The 16951-nt window shown below is 58.1% G+C and carries 16 protein-coding genes and 2 tRNA genes; 7 read left to right on the top strand and 11 right to left on the bottom strand.

All coding sequences use genetic code 11. The annotated features are described in order from the left end of the window. Window positions 1-207 precede the first annotated feature (207 nt). Both E5J99_RS14350 and E5J99_RS14345 read left to right on the top strand, forming a co-directional pair. Window positions 208-281 (top strand) — tRNA-Pro (locus E5J99_RS14350). 349 nt (window positions 282-630) lie between these two features. Continuing rightward, on the top strand, window positions 631-1320 hold the full coding sequence (locus E5J99_RS14345) for an autotransporter outer membrane beta-barrel domain-containing protein (RefSeq protein ID WP_135498502.1): 690 nt from the start codon (window positions 631-633) through the stop codon (window positions 1318-1320). A 75-nt stretch (window positions 1321-1395) separates the two neighbouring features. Here E5J99_RS14345 and E5J99_RS14340 read toward each other — a convergent pair whose 3' ends face one another. The 5 genes from E5J99_RS14340 to E5J99_RS14320 form a co-directional block, all read right to left on the bottom strand. Then, complete coding sequence (locus E5J99_RS14340) at window positions 1396-1920, bottom strand: GyrI-like domain-containing protein (RefSeq protein ID WP_135498501.1); 525 nt, start codon at window positions 1918-1920, stop codon at window positions 1396-1398. 8 nt (window positions 1921-1928) lie between these two features. After that, window positions 1929-3647: an ABC transporter ATP-binding protein gene (locus E5J99_RS14335; protein ID WP_135498509.1), complete on the bottom strand. Its 1719-nt coding sequence runs from the start codon at window positions 3645-3647 to the stop codon at window positions 1929-1931. A 157-nt stretch (window positions 3648-3804) separates the two neighbouring features. Further along, complete coding sequence (truA, locus tag E5J99_RS14330; RefSeq protein WP_135498500.1) at window positions 3805-4596, bottom strand: tRNA pseudouridine(38-40) synthase TruA; 792 nt, start codon at window positions 4594-4596, stop codon at window positions 3805-3807. Window positions 4597-4667: 71 nt separating this feature from the next. Beyond that, on the bottom strand, window positions 4668-5210 hold the full coding sequence (locus E5J99_RS14325; protein WP_135498499.1) for a GNAT family N-acetyltransferase: 543 nt from the start codon (window positions 5208-5210) through the stop codon (window positions 4668-4670). 19 nt (window positions 5211-5229) lie between these two features. Continuing rightward, window positions 5230-6432 (bottom strand): thiolase family protein, encoded by a 1203-nt coding sequence (locus E5J99_RS14320; RefSeq protein ID WP_135498498.1) that lies wholly within the window; start codon window positions 6430-6432, stop codon window positions 5230-5232. A gap of 91 nt (window positions 6433-6523) precedes the next feature. On the opposite strand from E5J99_RS14320, the gene E5J99_RS14315 reads away from it, so the two are divergent. Beyond that, the gene (locus tag E5J99_RS14315) at window positions 6524-7000 is read left to right on the top strand and encodes a DUF4293 domain-containing protein (protein ID WP_135498497.1); all 477 of its coding nucleotides are present in this window, start codon (window positions 6524-6526) and stop codon (window positions 6998-7000) included. Between the two features lie 74 nt (window positions 7001-7074). On the opposite strand, the gene E5J99_RS14310 is transcribed toward E5J99_RS14315, so the two are convergent. From E5J99_RS14310 to E5J99_RS14290, 5 genes are all read right to left on the bottom strand, one after another. After that, window positions 7075-7935 (bottom strand): DUF4476 domain-containing protein, encoded by an 861-nt coding sequence (locus tag E5J99_RS14310; RefSeq protein ID WP_135498496.1) that lies wholly within the window; start codon window positions 7933-7935, stop codon window positions 7075-7077. A gap of 209 nt (window positions 7936-8144) precedes the next feature. After that, window positions 8145-10073 (bottom strand): OmpA family protein, encoded by a 1929-nt coding sequence (locus E5J99_RS14305; RefSeq protein ID WP_245318993.1) that lies wholly within the window; start codon window positions 10071-10073, stop codon window positions 8145-8147. A 118-nt stretch (window positions 10074-10191) separates the two neighbouring features. Beyond that, window positions 10192-10674, bottom strand: coding sequence for a hypothetical protein (locus E5J99_RS14300; RefSeq protein ID WP_135498495.1), 483 nt, complete (start codon window positions 10672-10674; stop codon window positions 10192-10194). A 201-nt stretch (window positions 10675-10875) separates the two neighbouring features. Beyond that, the gene (locus E5J99_RS14295; protein WP_135498507.1) at window positions 10876-11733 is read right to left on the bottom strand and encodes a (Fe-S)-binding protein; all 858 of its coding nucleotides are present in this window, start codon (window positions 11731-11733) and stop codon (window positions 10876-10878) included. A gap of 75 nt (window positions 11734-11808) precedes the next feature. Next, a complete protein-coding gene (locus tag E5J99_RS14290; protein WP_245318990.1) occupies window positions 11809-13164 on the bottom strand; it encodes a 4Fe-4S dicluster domain-containing protein in 1356 nt (451 codons plus the stop codon). A gap of 193 nt (window positions 13165-13357) precedes the next feature. On the opposite strand from E5J99_RS14290, the gene E5J99_RS14285 reads away from it, so the two are divergent. Next, window positions 13358-13430 (top strand) — tRNA-Phe (locus E5J99_RS14285). Between the two features lie 248 nt (window positions 13431-13678). On the opposite strand, the gene E5J99_RS14280 is transcribed toward E5J99_RS14285, so the two are convergent. Next, complete coding sequence (locus E5J99_RS14280) at window positions 13679-14821, bottom strand: DnaJ domain-containing protein (protein ID WP_167852142.1); 1143 nt, start codon at window positions 14819-14821, stop codon at window positions 13679-13681. A 149-nt stretch (window positions 14822-14970) separates the two neighbouring features. On the opposite strand from E5J99_RS14280, the gene E5J99_RS14275 reads away from it, so the two are divergent. From E5J99_RS14275 to E5J99_RS14265, 3 genes are read left to right on the top strand one after another with little or no spacing between them, the layout of a single operon-like run. After that, window positions 14971-15348 carry a phage holin family protein gene (locus E5J99_RS14275; protein WP_135498492.1) on the top strand — a complete coding sequence of 126 codons (378 nt, stop codon included), beginning with the start codon at window positions 14971-14973 and terminating at the stop codon, window positions 15346-15348. An 8-nt stretch (window positions 15349-15356) separates the two neighbouring features. Next, the gene (locus E5J99_RS14270) at window positions 15357-16109 is read left to right on the top strand and encodes a hypothetical protein (protein WP_135498491.1); all 753 of its coding nucleotides are present in this window, start codon (window positions 15357-15359) and stop codon (window positions 16107-16109) included. Then, entirely contained in the window at window positions 16087-16857 is a 771-nt protein-coding gene (locus E5J99_RS14265) for a geranylgeranylglyceryl/heptaprenylglyceryl phosphate synthase (protein ID WP_135498490.1), read from the top strand. The genes E5J99_RS14270 and E5J99_RS14265 overlap by 23 nt, the downstream gene beginning before the upstream one ends. Window positions 16858-16951: the final 94 nt, after the last annotated feature.

Raw genomic sequence — 16951 nt, 5'->3', positions numbered from 1 at the left:
GGCGCAGGATGCCAATGATTTGCGCTTCACTAAAGCGGCTCCTTTTCATGGGGCAGTAGGGAAAGGGTGAGAAAATATACCCCTTTCCTCTACTTCTCACTGGCCTACTTCGAGGGGAAGCCTACACCGGCACTGGTTTCGACAAAAATATCCACCTATGTATTGCTTGTCACGTCATTTCTACCTTACCTTTGTGACTCGATTCCTCGGGGTGTAGCGTAGCCTGGTATCGCGCCAGCATGGGGTGCTGGAGGTCGTAGGTTCGAATCCTGCCACTCCGACAGAACAGGTTGCTGTTCGGAAAGCCTCTCGACTTTGGTCGAGAGGCTTTTTTTGTCCCTTGGCTTTTTTGCCGTCGCTCGTGCTGTAGGCAGCGCAACTTCCGACGCGGCTCGTTCGGGCCACAGAGGTAGCAGATCCGCATGCTGCCAATTCCTGCCACCCCTCCTTCTGCTATAGACTCAGCAAAACACCTCTGTGCCAGCGCATACGCAACTTTTTTCATGCGCTATGCCCGATATTCTATTTTGCCTCCGTTTATCCGGCAGCTCAGCAGTGGCTCGCCTATTCTAGACAGGCGCTGGCCCATGCGTTGATTGCTACCTATTCCTTATCTCCCTTTCCCACTTCATGAAAAAATTTATTTGCGCTGCCGCCCTTCTTGGCGGCACTGCCCTCACGACCCATGCCCAAACTACCGCCGGAACGGTACTACTCGGCGGCAGCTTCGGATTTGCGAGCGGCACCACCAAGAACACGAGCAGCTTCTCTACATCGGCTCAGGAAACGAAGAGCTCCAGTTATTCGCTGGCACCACGCGTCGGCTATTTCCTTGCCGATAACCTGGCTGTTGGCCTGCAGCTCGACTTTTCCCGTAGCAAGTCGAAGTATACCAGCGCCGCTGTTCCTAACCAGTCGGCCTACAACACCGAGTCAACATCCACCGGATACCAGATTGGGCCATTCGTGCGCTATTATAAAATGCTAGGCGACAAGGCAGGCTTCTACGGCCAGCTTATGGCAGGCTATTCCCGCTCCGAAGGGGAATCGACGACCGAAACTCCGTTTGCCCTCCACTCCGAGCAGAAGAGCAAGGGCTATTACGCCAGCTTTACGCCGGGCTTCGTCTTCTTCCCCACCGATAAGTTGGGCTTGGAAGTGTCGGTGGGCAACTTGGGCTACGGCAGCTCTACGACCGAGCTGAAGGATAGTCGCCCTTTCTCGCAGGTCATGACCAGCGAGCGGAAAGACTCTGGCTTCGGAGCCAGTTTTTCGCTCAACGCGCTGTCGATTGGGGCGGCATTCTACGTAGGCCGCTAAACGCTCCACATATCTAGCCACTACCAGAAAACCCCATTCAGCTTGCTGAGCGGGGTTTTCTGGTATCAAATCCGGCTATTTCACCGCTGCCAACACCTCCGATTCGCCCTGCTCGGGAAACCGCTCCAGGTATACCTGTTGCAGCTGCAGCTTTTGCTGCTGGGCGGCGTCGGCTATGGCCGGATAGAGCTTGTTGGGGGCTACCAGGTAACTGGCCGTAGTGCGCGCCTGAATCACCCGCTGCCCGGCCGCGAAGGTGCGGTAGCGGTAGCCCGCCGGTAGCTGCTGCGACACCGTATCGGCTACTACCAGCCCCACGAAAGCCTGCACCGTGTCGCGGGCTTTTTCGGGGTTGTTGTAATAGATATTGGCCAAGTCGCCGCGCAGCTGGCCGTTGTCTTTGGCCTCCTTCACCTGCCGGAACATAGGGCCGAATGCCTCGTCGCGCACGGAGCCTCGGAAAGCTTTGCCCGCCAGAAAAACAGGAGCCTTGGTGGTAATAATGGCAACGGTAGGTTGTGTGAAGCCGCCGAGGTAGCCATACACAATGGCGGCCCCCACGGTGAGAACGAGAATCAGCAAAAACAGCCAGCGAGTCATAATAAGGGTTATTCGGCGGGAGTATTCAGTGCGTCTTTGTACTGCATCTGGTAGAGCTGGGCGTAGAAGCCGCCGTGGCGCAGCAGCTCCTCGTGGGTCCCGGATTCCTTGATTTCGCCCCGGTCGAGCACGATGATGCGGTCGGCTTTCTGGATGGTGCTCAGGCGGTGAGCAATAACGAGGGAAGTGCGGCCCTGCATCAGCTTTTCAATGGCCTGCTGAATCAGCTCCTCCGTTTCACTATCCACCGACGATGTAGCTTCGTCCAGGATGATGATGCGGGGCTGGTAGACCATGGCCCGCACGAAGGAAATCAGCTGGCGCTGGCCCACCGACAGCGTGGCACCACGCTCCATGACGGGGTAGTGCAGCGCCCCCGGCAACCGCTCGATAAAGCGCCGGGCCCCTACCAGGTCGGCGGCGGCCCATATCTGAGCCTCAGTAATATCCTTGTTGCCAAGCGTGATATTGTCCTGAATGGTGCCGGCGAAGAGAAACACATCCTGCAGCACAACCCCGATGTGCCGGCGCAGCTCCTTGAGGTCGTACTCGCGCAAGTCGTGGCCATCGACGGCAATCGTGCCCTTGTTAATTTCGTAGAAGCGGCTCAGCAGGTTGATAATGCTGGTTTTGCCCGCGCCGGTAGCTCCCACGAACGCCACGGTTTGTCCGGCTTTCACCGCGAAGCTGACCTCGCGCAGCACGTATTCCTCGTCGTTGTAGGCAAACCAGACCTTGTCGAAAGTGACGTCGCCTTGAATGGTGGCCGGGGCATAGGTTCCGTTGTCGGCAATGAGTTCTTTGCTGTCGAGCAGCTTCAGCAGCCGCTCGGTGCTTACGAGGCCCAGCTGCAGCGTGTTGAAGCGGTCGGCAATCTGGCGAATGGGCCGGAAGAACAACGCGTTGTACATGATAAAGGCAATCAGGGCGCCCTTCGAAATCGTGCCCTCAATCTGGCCCTGGGCCGCGTACCACACCAGCAGCCCCACGCCCACGGCAGCCAGCACTTCGGCCACCGGGAAATAGACAGAATAGTAGAGCACCGAGCGAATGTTGGCGCGGGTATGCTCCTGGTTGATGGCTTTGAACTTGCGGTATTCCCGGTCTTCGTTGCTGAAAATCTGCACCACGTTCATGCCCGTCAGGTGCTCCTGCACGAAGGAGTTCAGGTTGGCCACCGCCGTGCGCACCTCCTGGAACGAGGCTTTTACCTTCTCCTTAAAAACGTAGGTACTAAACAGCAGCGGCGGAATTACGGAGAGGCTAATCAGCGTCAGACGCCAATCGATGTAGAACATGAAGCCCATGATGAAGAGCAGCTGCAGAATGTCGCCAATCATGGCCGCCAGCCCCTCGCTGAACACGTCGGAAAGCGTCTCCACGTCGGAGATGTTGCGTGTCACGAGCACCCCGATCGGCGTGCGGTCGAAAAACTTGAGCCGCAGGTCCAGAATGTGCTTGTAGAGGTCCACCCGAATATCGCGCACGATATACTGGCCCAGCCAGCCCCCGAAATACGTCTGGAGGTAGCTGACCAGCGCGTGTCCCACGAGCAGCAGCAGCAGTAGCCCAAACATCTTGTTGAGCCCCAGCACGTCGCCCTGTTCGATGCTGACATCGACCATGCGCTGAATCAGGAAGGGCCGGAGCGTGCCGAGCGCCGCCGTGGCTACGGTCAGGAAGATCAGAAAGTAAAAGACCCGCTTGTAGGGCCGCACGTAGGCCATCAGGCGGCGCAGCACCTGCCAGTCGAAGATATTGCCGGTTTTGGTAGCGGTGGGAGCTTGTTCCACTAGGAGCAGGAGTTGAGAAGAGGAAGCGGCGAACTGCACTAACCAGGCCGACCACCGGAAGGTTGCGGCACCACCGCAATAACCGGGGACCTTACCGAGTCACAAAATACGGCATTCCGACGGGCACCGCCGCCTCGGGCACCAGCCCCAGCGGATACTCAACCCGGCTCAGAAACAAGCCCTGCGCCGGGGCCGCGCCACCGGCATCGACCCGGCTTTGCGCCAGCAAAATGGCTTTGAACTCGGCGGGTGTAAGCTTGCCCCGCCCCACCAGCAGCAGCGTGCCAACCACCAGCCGCACCATGCCGCGCACGAATCGGTTGGACCGAATGCGGAACATGAGCCCACCGGGCGTATGGTGCCAGCCCGCCTCGTAGCACACGCACACATAATGATTTTCGCCGCCTTTCACCTTCGAAAAACTGGTAAAGTCGAATGAGCCAAGCATGCAGGCCGCCGCTTCGTTCATCGCCGCCACATCAGGCATCCGGTCCAGATACAGGCTGTGGTTTACGCTGAATGGGTCGGGCACCAGGCGCACATGGTACTCGTAGGTGCGGGCTTCCGCGTCGAAGCGGGCGTGGGCACGCTCGGGCACGGCGTGCAGCAGCCGGGTGGCAATATCCTTGGGCAAGGCCCGGTTCAGGCGGTACACCACTGTCGCCTCATCCGGGCCCTCGCCCAGCTCGGCGTCGAAATGCGCCACCTGGTGGCTGGCATGCACGCCGCTGTCGGTGCGGCCGCTGCCCATTACATGGATGGGCTGGCGCAGCACCTGCGTCAGGCAGCGCTCCAGCTCCAGCTGCACCGTGAGGGTGTTAGGCTGCACCTGCCAGCCGTGGTACTGGGTGCCTTCGTAAGCGAGATGGAGAAAATAACGCACTGGTTTTCGACTGAAGATTAACGTGAGCCCCGCCCACACTACCGGTTAGAAATGCTACCGAGCTGAGCGCCTCAGCGCACCTGCGCATAGAGCAAGGCATCCTGTACGACACCTTCTTTTATAATGCTCTTGTGCAGCCGGCCTTCCAGCTGGTAGCCGGCTTTGGCCAACACCTGGGCCGAAGCCTCGTTGCGGGCGAATATCTCCGCGTACAGCCGGCACACATCGAAGTGCACAAACGCGTACTCCGTCAGCACCCGCACGGCGGCCGTTGCAATGCCGCGTCCCCAGTACTGCCGGCCCAGCCAATACCCGATTTCGGCACTTCGGCGGTTGATGTCGTCCTTAAACAACACGCTAAGCGCCCCCACGGCCTCCCCCTGCACCTCAATGGCTACGTGAAGATCCGTCGAGTCCGGGTCCGTGACGAGTCCGAGGTACCAGTAGGCATCTTCCAGCCGGTAGGGGTGCGGAAATATGTCGCGCAGGTTCTGCCAGATTCCCCGGTCGTTGGCGGTTTCGGCCAGCACTGGCGCGTCGTGCAAGTGCCAGGGGCGCAGCCGCGCGTTGGCGATGGGCAGCGCAAGCGTCGGGCGCAAAAGCGTAGAAGCCATCAGCTTGCCGGGGTACGGGTTAGAGTTTCTCGAAAATCATGGCTGCGCCCTGGCCTACTCCCACGCACATCGTCACGAGGCCGTAGCGGGCATTTTCGCGGCGCTGCATCTCGTGCAGCAGCGTGGCCGTGATGCGCGCGCCGCTGGCTCCCAGTGGGTGGCCAATGGCAATGGAGCCGCCGTTCACGTTCACCTTTTCGGGGTCCAGCTCCAGGTCGCGCAGGCAGGCAATGCTCTGGGCGGCGAAGGCTTCATTCAGCTCAATTAAATCCAGGTCGTTGATGGTGAGGCCAGCGCGCTGCAATACTTTATGCGTGGCCGGCACGGGACCAATACCCATCACCGACGGATCGACGCCCGCTACTGCCGACGACACGACCCGGGCCAGGGGCTTCAGGTTGTAGCGCTTCAGGGCCTCTTCGCTCACGACCAGCACGGCGGCCGCGCCATCGTTGATACCAGCCGAGTTGCCGGCCGTCACGGTTCCATCCACGGGCTGAAAGGCCGGCCGAATGCCAGCCAGCTTTTCCATCGACGACAACCGCGGCGGCTCATCCGTGTCGAACAGCGCCGTGTCGCCTTTGGGGCTGGGCACGAATACCGGCACGATTTCGCGGCGGAAGCGGCCTTTTTCGAATGCCCGCTGATATTTGCGCTGCGAGTTGAAGGCAAACTCATCCTGCTCCTGCCGCGTGATGCCATACTTACGGGCCACGATTTCGGCCGTTTCGCCCATGGCAAACGGGTGGTGCATCTTCGAGAGCTTCTGATTGATGAAGCGCCAGCCCAGCGTGGTGTCGTGGGCCGTTAGCTCCCGGCCAAAAGCCGTTTCCGACTTCGCCATCACGAAGGGCGCGCGGGTCATGCTCTCGGCTCCACCGGCTAGGTATATATCTCCCTCCCCGCTCCGAATGGCGCGCGACGCGTCCATGATGCTCTGCAACCCTGAAGCGCAGAGGCGGTTTACGGTCATGCCCGGCACCGTGATGGGCAGGCCCGCCAACAGGGCCGCCATGCGGGCCACATTGCGGTTGTCTTCGCCGGCCTGGTTGGCGGCGCCCATAATCACATCTTCTACCGCCGCTTTATCCACCGAAGGATTGCGGCGTAACAGCTCGCGCAGCACGTGCGCGGCCAGGTCGTCGGGACGTACGCTGCTGAGGGCACCGGCAAATTTGGCAATCGGGGTGCGGACGGCGTCCACGATGTAAGCAGTTGGCATTGTATTGAAATGCGGTTATTCCGGTCGTTGTGGCTACTTTTGCCCGCCAAGCACCCGGTTGGGCGCTGGCCAGAGTTTCATACCTACAAAGATGATACAAAGAATTCAAAGCGTATTTCTGCTGCTGCTGGCCTTGGCCATGCTGAGCGTCGTGTTTTTGCCCATCTGGAGTAAGCTCGACCCCGCCAGCGGCCAGGAGCTGGTACTCACGGCTACCAAGCTGACCTACGCCAACGCCGACGCAGGCATATCAGTCCCGACCAACACCTACGCCATTGCGGCGCTGGCCCTGGCCGCAGCGGCCGTAGCCATCTTCGAAATGCTCCAGTATCGCAACCGTTTCCTGCAGCTCAAGCTAGGCATGCTGAACCTGGTGCTGATTGTGGCCACGCTCGGCGCGAGCTTCTATTATTCGGGAGTGGGAGAAAAAATGCTGAACATCAAGATACCCGGCACCTACGAGGCCGGGTTCTACCTGCCTACGCTGGCCTTGCTCCTCAATGTGCTGGCCAACCGCTTCATCCGGCGCGACGAGCAGCTAGTGCGCTCTATGGACCGCCTGCGGTAAGCCGTATTCCATTGGCACAAAAAAAGCCTCTGCTACTCGCAGAGGCTTTTTTTGTGCCAATGGAATCAACATCCCTAGCGCTTCGTGGCTTCCTGTATTTCCCGAACGTTGGAGTCGAATTGGAAGGCGTCGTACACGCGGTAGAAGTTCTGCTGATCGGCTACGTGCGGGTAGGCGTATTTGGCCAGCTCTACCCGGGAGTTTTCAAAGTCGAGCGTTTCCAGCAGACGCTTCAAATCATCGGCCCGGATGCTCGACTGGTCTAGCGCCTGCTTGGCGATACTAAGCCGGCTGCTGTCAAACGACTTGCCTTTTACGCTGCTTACGAGCACGTCTACATCCTGAGGGGCCAGCACACGGTAGCTAACTGCGCCCCCCGAATACTGCCCGCCACGGCTGGGCGGGTACGATTCATCCGGGGTATCCGACCCATTAGCATAGCCCCCATTATCCCTGGTTCCGTTATCGTTCCCTTGGTTGCCACTGTTGTTGCTACCGTAAGAATCGTCGTAATAGTCGTCGTTTAGCCCGCCTTCGTCATCACAGTTGGGGTCATACCCACCACCGGGGTTGCGGCCGCCCCGGTAGTTGCCGCGTAGCGACACTGCCCCTACTTTGCGGAGCACGGGCGGGTAGCCCTGGCGGGTTACCAGCACATAGCTCGTTTCCAGCCCCGAATCCAGATACACCCGGGTGCGATAGGCAACGGGCCGGCCATAACGCGTCGGAATAAAGAATTCGGCCCAGTGGTAGCCTGGTACCAGCCGGTCGATATGCACTTGGCGGGCACCGCCCCGGGTGAGCGCCCGACCGTCGAAGACAAGTTGAAAGGGAATACCTCGCTCCGAAGTGAAATTCACGTTGGCCGGAGCGGCCTTGAGGTCGGCAGCCAGCAACAGGAGCAGGCTGAGGGAGAAGAGTAGCGCCTTTTTCATGGCAACAAGAGCTTTCAGCGAAGCGGCCCATCCGCTTCCGTACTTTGCCTAAAGCCAAGGATTATGCCAGTTCCGGAACTACTTGGCTTGCCAGGTTGTTGGCGCGCCATTTCGGCGGCAGAGGCACTGTACTTATCAGTACCAAATGGCAAAAAAAGACCCCGCACAAGCCTGTACGGGGTCTTTCGCAGATACAAAGCGCGGGGCGGCTACTCCGCTATTTTAGTCACTTTAAATTCGGTGCGGCGGTTGCGCTGGTAGTCTTCTTCCGTCTTCGCGGCTTTCAGTACGGGCCGGGTTTCGCCGTAACCTTTGGCAACAATCCGGCTCTTGTCAACACCCTTCGAAATGATGTAATCGACGGCCGACTGCGCCCGCTTCTGCGACAACGTCTGGTTGTAGGCATCCTTACCACGGGAGTCGGTGTGCGAGCTTAGCTCAATCGTAATTTTGGGGTTGTCATTGAGCGTCTCCACCAGCTTGTCGAGCTCGGTAGCAGCGTCAGCCCGAATATTGGCTTTGTCGTAATCGTAGAAGATATTATCGACCACGATGGCCTTGTTTTTCACGATTTTGGTCAGCGTGAGCGTCACCGGCACCTTGATGTCGTTCATCTCCTCGGGCAGTTCAGCCTGCGTCGGCTTGCGCCCAATAGTGCTGATACCGTTGCGAGCTGCAAAGTAGCCGGCCCGGTCGGCAACGAGTGAGTAGCTGGCCGCCGCCGAGTCGAGCTTCACGGTGAATTTACCATCGGCTCCCGACGTAACCTCCTGCAGCTGCTTGCCTCGGCTGTCGAACAAGGCTACTGTTTCGTTTGCTACCGGCAGGGTTTCACCGGTCTTGTCGTTGCGCTCCACCAGCGTCCCGTCGGCATAGAAAGTGACCAGTTTGAGCAGCTTTTTGCGGAACATGTACAGGTCGTCGCTGCCTTTGCCACCGGAGCGGTTGGAGGCAAAAACGCCCATATCTTTGCCCGTAAAAAACGGGGCGAAGTCGTCACTGTTGCTATTGATGGGCGCGGCCAGGTTTTTCACCCTGCCTTTCTCCACCATAAAAATATCCAGCTTGCCCAAGCCGGGATGCCCATCGGACGAGAAATACAGCGTGCCATCGGGGGCCACGGCCGGGAAGTTCTCATTACCAGCCGTATTGATGTCCGGCCCTAGGTTTTCGGCTGGCGTAAAGCGGCCGTTAGCGCCCAGCGTAGCCTTGTAGAGGTCGTTGCCGCCGGAGCCGCCTTTGCGGCCCGAAGCGAAATACAGGGTTTGCCCATCGGGCGAGAATACCGGCGAAAAATCGTCGCTGCTCCGGTCATTAATATTAATCAGGCGAGGCTCTTCCCAAACACCGTTCTTGAAGAATGACGTCCACAGATCAACGCTCAGGTAGCCTTTTTTCGAGCCGTTGTTGGAGCGGGCAAACACCACCATCTTGCCATCGGGCGAGTAGGTAGCGCTGGCCTCGTGCATGTCCTCGGTGTTGAAAGTAGCTTCGAGCTTGCGCACCGTGCCCCCGATCATCTTCGCTGCATCATCAAATTTGATGGCGTACAGGTCATTGAAGCCTTCCCCGTTGCCGGCGTACTTCTTCCCCTCCCGCCCCGACGCAAACACCAGCTCCTTGGTCGTGGGCATCAGCGTAGCACTAAACTCGGCCGAAGGCGTATTGATCTGGTCCAGCGGCGTCACCTCGTTGTTGGTTCGCATGGCCACGAGTTGCGTGCCGAGGCGGGAGTTTTTGGCTTCCGTTTCGGCGCGGGCCGCCAGGGTGCGGTTCGTGCCATTCTGAGTGTAGGCCTCAAACTGCGTGGCAGCCTCGTCAAACTTGCCATTGGCTTTCAGAGCCAAGCCGTGGTAGAAAGCCGCATCCGGGCTTTTCACTCCCCCGTCGAGGGCCGCTCTATAGTACGCTTCGGCCTGCTCAATCCGGTTGGAAAGCCGGTACGACTCCGCTACGCGGAAGTTAGCCATAGCGATGCCCTTGCCTTTGGCAACATCCGCCTTATATAGCTCGATTGCGGTTTCATACTCGCCCCGGGCAAAACGCTTGTCGGCTTTGCTCATGCTGCCCGTCGTAGCACAGCTGCTCAGCATAGCAGCCGAGCCTGCCGCGGCGCACACAAACAATAATTTCCTCATGGATGTAGGGAGGTAGAGTGAAACGAGTCGCAGACGCTGCGTTATGTCAACTATAAGCCTAGCAATAATACTAAGTTTACCTAGTATTCTGCTCGGCGCCAAGAGCACCAGTCCATGGTTAGAAATACCGGGCTAGCCAGGTAGTTGCCGCCGGGGCCGGCCACGCGTGCTGCAGCTTGCCGTTTTCGGCCACCGTCGTATCAAAATACGGGGTTTCTGCCGTCAGCTGCCCTTCGGCCACGGCCTGTCGCAGTTGCCGCCGGTCAACCAGCTGTACCTGCCCCGCAACCAGAAACGCCAGCTGGGATTTTTCCAGCAGCTCCACTCCCAGCTTTTCCTCCACCAGCCGCACAAACCGCACGGAAGCATCAATCGAGCAGCCACTGGCATCAGCTACCGCTTCGTTGAGGCCAATAACCAAAAATTGCTGGTGCAGAATAGCCGCCGACGCCTCCAGATTGCGGCCGTGGCTCGTCCACTCGGCCGCGAAGCGCTGCAACTCCGGCTCCGTTAGGGCCACTTCAGCGTTGGTGAAAGGCCGATTGGCCTGATAAATCCAGATGCGGGCCGTGGGCGGAAGCTGTGAGAAAGCAACGAACATAAACGAGAGGTTGGGGCGAAAGAGTGAAAACGAGATTTCCCAGGAATTGGTGTCTGCCAAACCGCAGCTTGGCAATACTAGCAGGGAAGCCGCTCCTATCCGCAAACATAAACTGCCCCGGTCGGAAGTTCCGCCGGGGCAGTAGTATTTGGGTGAGCAAGGCCAACCCTCGGCTGACCTCTTATAGTTGTAGGCTGAAACCTAGCCTAACCCTTCCGCTGTGGCAATAAGCTCGGCAATATCGAATACCTGCACGTTGTTTTCGCGCTCTTTGTTCTTCACCCCGTCGCTCATCATCGTCATGCAGAAGGGGCACGACACGGCAATGATGCTGCTCTGCTGTCCGTTGCGCGGCGCGGGAGTGGCTCCGGCGTTGCCGCTTTCCACCCCGTTCAGGCTGGCCAGCGCGGCGGCGTTGCCATCCAAGGCAGCCAGCGCTTCCTCCGTGCGCTCCACGTTGATGTCCTTTTTGCCGGGCTCAGGCTCTTTCCACATCTGCGCGCCACCCGCCCCGCAGCACAGGCCGTTGGCTTTGCTGCGCTTCATTTCAACCAAGTCGGCATCCAAGGCGGCCAGTACGTCACGCGGAGCTTCGTAGATGTTGTTGGAGCGGCCCAGGTAGCAGGAGTCGTGAAACGTGATGCGCTGGCCTTTGAACTCGCCGCCACCCGCCATGCCCACGCGGCCTTCGTTGATGAGCTGCTGCAGGAAAGTACTGTGGTGAATTACCTCGTAGTTACCACCCAGCGCGGGGTATTCGTTCTTGATGGTATTGAAGCAGTGCGGGCAGGCCGTCACGATTTTCTTCACCCCGTAGCCCTCAAACGTGGTAATGTTCTGCATGGCCTGCATCTGAAACAGGAACTCGTTGCCGGCCCGCTTCGCCGGGTCGCCAGTGCAGGTTTCTTCCATGCCCAGCACGGCGTACTTCACGCCCACATGCTCCAGAATGCGGACGAAAGCCCGCGTTACGCGCTTGTACCGGTCGTCGAAAGCGCCAGCGCAGCCTACCCAGAACAAGATTTCGGGCTCTTCGCCCTTGGCGGCCAGGTCAGCCATTAGTGGCACTGTAATCTGGCGCGTGGCAGTTTGCTCAGCCATATAGTTTTGCGTTGTCAGTTGAAAAGGAAACCGCTAGGCTTTCTCAGCCACGAATAATTCGTCGGCCCAGTTGAAGCGGTCGGAAGGCGAGAAGGCCCACGGGGCCCCGTTGTTCTCGATGTTGGAAAACATCACATTCAGGGAATTTGGCGCGGCCGATTCTTCCAGCACCAGGAAGCGGCGCATTTCAATAATGCTTTCCAGCGGGTTGATATTTACCGGGCAAGCCTCCACGCAGGCGTTGCAAGTGGTGCAGGCCCACAGCTCCTCGGGCGTCACGTAGCCGCGCAGCAGAGTATGGTTTTCTTTGCTCAGCACCTCGGTTTCCGCGTGCTTGGCCTCCGTTCCGTACAGGTTGGGCTGAAAAATCAGCGGGGCATTGTACTTCTCCTCCACCCGGTCGCGGGTGTCCATGATAATCTTGCGGGGCGAAAGCAGCTTCCCGGTGATGTTGGCGGGGCATACCGCAGTGCAACGGCCACACTCGGTGCAGGAATAGGAGTTCAGCAGAGTGGTCCAGGCCAGGTCATCCACATCTTTGGCCCCAAACGGCGTAGGCGCGGCGACCGAGCCATCGGGGTTGGTAGCCGGGGGCGGCACCTGGTAGCTGGGGTCCATCATGGCCTTCACCTCATGCGTAATACTATCAACGTTCGAAAACTGCCCTTGAGGCACCAGCCGTGAATAATACACGTTCGGAAACGCCATGATAATATGAAAGTGCTTGCTGCTGGGCAAATAATTCAGGAACAGCAGAATGCCCACGATGTGCGCCCACCAGCCCAGCCGCTCCAGGCCGTGCAGCACCGCCACATTGGCCGGCAACAGCCCGGTCAGCAACGAGCTGATCGGGTACGCGCCCGGTAGCTCCACCCCTTCCAGCTGATGCAGCTTCAAGTCGGCAGAGTTCATGGTATACAGAGCCACCATCAGAATTACTTCTACATACAGAATGATGTTGGCGTCGAGCTTGGGCCACATGCGCAGCTCGGGGCCGGTGAAGCGCCGCACCACGCCCACGTTGCGCCGCCACCAGAAGGCAACGACGGCCACAATCACCAGCGCCCCTAATATTTCATTGGCCCCGACCAGCAAGCTGTAGAGCGGCCCCAAAAAGCTCAGCACCCGGTGCGTGCCAAACAGGCCGTCAATCATAATCTCGATTACCTCGACATTGATGACAATGAAGCCAACATACACGATGAGGTGCAGAAAAGCGGGCGTGAGGCGCTTGAACATCTTCTGTTGCCCGAAAGCCACCAGAAGCGTCTTGCTCAACCGCTCGCTCACGTTGCCCGACATATCCCGGTCGCGCCCGACGAGGATGTTAGCCCGAATCTTGCGCGCCTGCCACGCAAACAGGCCGAAGCCTGCCACGGCAACGAGCAAGAAGAGGAGGTTTTGAATAGAGAAATGCACAGGAAGAAGTAGGTTTGGTGTTCAGTCCGAAATATAGTCGTTATGCATAACAAATTACGGATTTTTCCGCAGAAAGATTTTCTACTTAAGTCTTGCAGGTTCGTTTTGGTTTACTACTTTTGTGCTCCCCAACCGCTACAATGGCTTTGGGGGACCAAGAGCTGGTAATGTAGCTCAGTTGGTAGAGCACAGCACTGAAAATGCTGGTGTCGTTGGTTCGATTCCAATCATTACCACTAAAAGCCCGTTTCTGATACAGAAACGGGCTTTTTTGTTGTTTTGGGGTACGCTATAGGGTAAAAATCAGCTAGTCCGTCTGCAGCGTATGTGCTTGATCTGCCGCCAGTACGCTACTCAAAGTTGGTACCGCACAAAAATATATTCTTACGACACACGGCCCTTACTCCAGGTTCTGCTCCAGAATTTCAGGCGGTTGCTCTGACTTTTCCAAAATTCCCCGTCTGTCCTGGCTGAGCACAGCCGCCTACCGACATGCCTGCTCCCGCGCTTCCTGCCCATAGCGATACCCAAGCTGCACGGCCCGCCGGAAAAATTCGCAGGCTGCAGCCTTATTGCCTTCCTGCTGCGCCAGCCGCCCCAGCAGAAAATGCACCTGCCCGTTTCTGGGGTTCCGAAGCAGTACCCGCCGGTAATCCTGCCGGGCAGCACCGAAATTTCGCTGCTTGTAGAAAGCAAGCCCGCGGTAGGTTAGGTATTTCAGAGATAATGACCGGCCCGTCGTGTCGCGCTGACGCAGGCCGGTGGAGAGGTCGCCAACGGCCGCGCTGAAGTGCTGGAGCTCGAATAGCCGTAACTCGCCGCGCGCCAGCCACGCCGCGCTCAATGTAGAATCCAGGGTCAAGGCCTGGGTCAAGTGGAGTTCAGCGGAGTCTCTCTGAGCCAGATTCGCTTGGCATTGCCCCAGTCGGTATAGCAATACGGCCGCTTCCTGGCGCGAATTATCTGCTTGCAGTGCTAGCGCATAGTCGGCTCGGGCGGCTTTATAGTTGCGGTAGAAGAGCTGCTCAATTTCGGCGCGACGGCGCAGGGCCTCCTTGTAGCGGGCCTTAAAGTGTAGGGCCTCCGAGAAAAAGCCATGGGCCGTGCTCCACTGCCGGCGCGAATAGGCCCGTAGTCCATACTCGTAGTTGCTCACGGCCGTCACATGGTCCATGGTCACTTTCACGGCCCCCACAAACAGCGTCAACAATACTAGGAACGCTACCGTCAGCAGATAGTCGCGGCGGGTAAACTTGGGGCGCTGCTTCGGAATGGTTCGGTAGTGGCGCTCAGCGGAGCCAGCGGGGCGACGGGTACGCAGGGGCACCGGTGGGGGCATCGGAACCCCGTACACATACTGCCCCTGGGCCCGAAACTGCTGCTGACGGCGTGCTTCGGCGGCGCGGGCATCAGCAGCCCGCAATTGCTGATCGTAAGCGGCCCGCCGATTAGCGTCGCCCAGCACCCGATAGGCCGCGCTAACGGCTTTAAATTGCTCTTCGAACCGGGTGTCGCCGCCGTGCTTATCGGGGTGAAACTGAATAGCCAACCGCTTGTAAGCCAGCTTTATTTCCTGCGCATCAGCAGTGGTCGACACCCCTAATACCTGATAATGATTTTGGCTCAAAGCGCGGCAGTATATAGTAAAAGTAACGCAAATCTCAGACACAGACTGCGCTTTTGCGTATGAACGGACAAACCGTAAACTGGCTTGTGAGCTAGATTTACGGGTTCGACCTTACTAACATCTTTTCTCGCTATTCTTCTCCCCGCCGTATGGCTTACGACGACGACGATTCTAAAACGCCCCGCAACGACAGCTTGGTAGGCAATCTTAAAGGCTACCTCGACACCCGCATCGACTTGGTGCGCCTCGAAGTACAGGAGAAAGTCAAGCTGGCTTTCGTGGGCACGGTGCACGGGGCCGCTATGGGCCTGATCGGGCTACTGTTTCTGGTTTTCCTGAGCATCTTTGCCGGCCTAGCCTTAAATGAGGCTTTCGACAGCTCTTACCTGGGATTTGGGGCCGTAGCAGGGTTTTACCTGGTGCTGCTCATCATTTTCCTGGTGGGCGTCGACAAAAAGCTGTTCCAGGGTTTGGCTGACAAGCTCCTGAACAACACCATCTACAAATCTGACAAACGTCAAGCATAATCTACCTCATGGCTGAGCTGACCAACCCACTGTTCGACGACGAAAGAGAGTTTCTGGAGCGCCAAAAGCTCGAATATGAGCGGGCACTGCAAGGAGATGTTGATGAAATAAAGGAGAAAACCCAGCAAGTGGGTAAGTATGCCCTAATAGGTGCCGGCCTGTTGGGCAGCATTTGGCTTATCAAGAAGGCTTTCGGCAGCAAGAAGCACTCCGATTTCGATGAAGGCATGGAGGAACTTGGCTTGCACGAGCAGGTAGCCTCTTCCCGCAAAAAAAACCGTGTTGCTAACAGCCGCCGTGCCGATGTCGATACTTCGGTAGCCGATGACTTAGGATTTGGCTCTGCCCACCCGCACCAAGCCGACCGGGGCGCCATGGCCCCTATGCACGAGCGCGCCCACTTAGCGCCGGACGTATACCACACCGATTCGGAGACGGACCCTTTTTCGCCGGTAGCACCAGCGCAGCGACGGTATGCAATGCAGCCGTATCAGCAGGCTGCTCCTTCTTCGGAAGCGGCTAACCTGATGGCTTCTGCCTTCAAGAGCTTCATGCAATCCGATACCGGCAAGATGCTTCTAGCGCAGGTGACAGCGGTTTTGATGGCTTACGTAGCCAAAAGAGTAGGGGACTATCTACCTATGATCAAAAATCCCGACCTTGCGACTTCCCCGGGTTCGGCGGCTCATGAGCCCGAGACGAAGGATATCGACTTTACGTATCACCACGACGAAGCGGATGCGCCTCACCAGCCTGCATGAAACTCTTAGCAAGCGCCGCGCCCGGGGCCAGAAGTCTCTGGCCGTACTGCTCGACCCGGACCACCTGGACGAAGCGGGGTGCCGGCATTTGCTGGAGCTGAGTGAAGTAAACCCAATTGACTACTTTTTTGTGGGCGGCAGCCTGGTGATGACTTCTCACCAGGCGTCGCTCATTCGTTTGATAAAGAGTTGCAGCGCCGTCCCGGTGCTGCTTTTCCCCAGTCACAGTCTGCATCTCGATGTGCAGGCAGATGGCATTCTGCTTTTATCCCTCATTTCGGGCCGCAACCCCGATTTTCTTATTGGGCAGCATGTGGTGGCCGCTCCGCTGTTGCGGGCCAGCAATCTGCAGATATTGCCAACTGGCTACATGCTCGTCGACACGGGACGGCAGACTACGGCCAGCTACATGAGTGGCACTACTCCCCTACCCTACGACAAGCCCACTATTGCGGCCTGCACGGCTATGGCCGGTGAGCAATTGGGTTTGCGCCTGATGTATCTCGATGGCGGCAGTGGCGCCATGTATCCGGTTTCGGCCGCTATGATCCGGGCGGTGCGCCAAGCTACCGATACACCTCTGATAGTGGGTGGCGGCATCAATACCGCTGAAAAAGCACATACGGCCCTCGTTGCTGGAGCCGACGTCATCGTAATCGGCAATCAGATAGAAAAGGCTCCCGACTTTCTGGCCGAGATGTCGAAAGTGGTACGCACTTTCAACTCCGTGCTGGATATGAAGATATAGCGGGCCACAGCCAGTTCTTATCATTGCTCCCTACAGGGCAGCAACCAAAAAGCCCGGCATCAATTGCTTGATGCCGGGCTTTTTGGTTTGGATG

Origin of the sequence: Hymenobacter elongatus, assembly GCF_004745955.1 — a bacterium.
GTDB lineage: Bacteria > Bacteroidota > Bacteroidia > Cytophagales > Hymenobacteraceae > Hymenobacter > Hymenobacter elongatus.
The sequence above is the reverse complement of the archived record's forward strand: the minus strand, read 5'-3'. Positions and strand labels throughout refer to the sequence as shown.

What these genes read in the sequence shown, in the direction of transcription:
- E5J99_RS14275 (WP_135498492.1), top strand. Translation starts at nt 14,971, where the DNA reads ATGGCTTACGACGACGACGATTCTAAAACGCCCCGCAACGACAGCTTG.
- E5J99_RS14340 (WP_135498501.1), bottom strand. Translation starts at nt 1,920, where the DNA reads ATGACTCGCTGGCTGTTTTTGCTGATTCTCGTTCTCACCGTGGGGGCC.
- E5J99_RS14315 (WP_135498497.1), top strand. Translation starts at nt 6,524, where the DNA reads ATGATACAAAGAATTCAAAGCGTATTTCTGCTGCTGCTGGCCTTGGCC.
- E5J99_RS14265 (WP_135498490.1), top strand. Translation starts at nt 16,087, where the DNA reads ATGCGCCTCACCAGCCTGCATGAAACTCTTAGCAAGCGCCGCGCCCGG.
- E5J99_RS14325 (WP_135498499.1), bottom strand. Translation starts at nt 5,210, where the DNA reads ATGGCTTCTACGCTTTTGCGCCCGACGCTTGCGCTGCCCATCGCCAAC.
- E5J99_RS14300 (WP_135498495.1), bottom strand. Translation starts at nt 10,674, where the DNA reads ATGTTCGTTGCTTTCTCACAGCTTCCGCCCACGGCCCGCATCTGGATT.
- E5J99_RS14295 (WP_135498507.1), bottom strand. Translation starts at nt 11,733, where the DNA reads ATGGCTGACCTGGCCGCCAAGGGCGAAGAGCCCGAAATCTTGTTCTGG.
- E5J99_RS14310 (WP_135498496.1), bottom strand. Translation starts at nt 7,935, where the DNA reads ATGAAAAAGGCGCTACTCTTCTCCCTCAGCCTGCTCCTGTTGCTGGCT.
- E5J99_RS14270 (WP_135498491.1), top strand. Translation starts at nt 15,357, where the DNA reads ATGGCTGAGCTGACCAACCCACTGTTCGACGACGAAAGAGAGTTTCTG.
- E5J99_RS14335 (WP_135498509.1), bottom strand. Translation starts at nt 3,647, where the DNA reads ATGGCCTACGTGCGGCCCTACAAGCGGGTCTTTTACTTTCTGATCTTC.
- E5J99_RS14345 (WP_135498502.1), top strand. Translation starts at nt 631, where the DNA reads ATGAAAAAATTTATTTGCGCTGCCGCCCTTCTTGGCGGCACTGCCCTC.
- E5J99_RS14320 (WP_135498498.1), bottom strand. Translation starts at nt 6,432, where the DNA reads ATGCCAACTGCTTACATCGTGGACGCCGTCCGCACCCCGATTGCCAAA.
- E5J99_RS14305 (WP_245318993.1), bottom strand. Translation starts at nt 10,073, where the DNA reads ATGAGGAAATTATTGTTTGTGTGCGCCGCGGCAGGCTCGGCTGCTATG.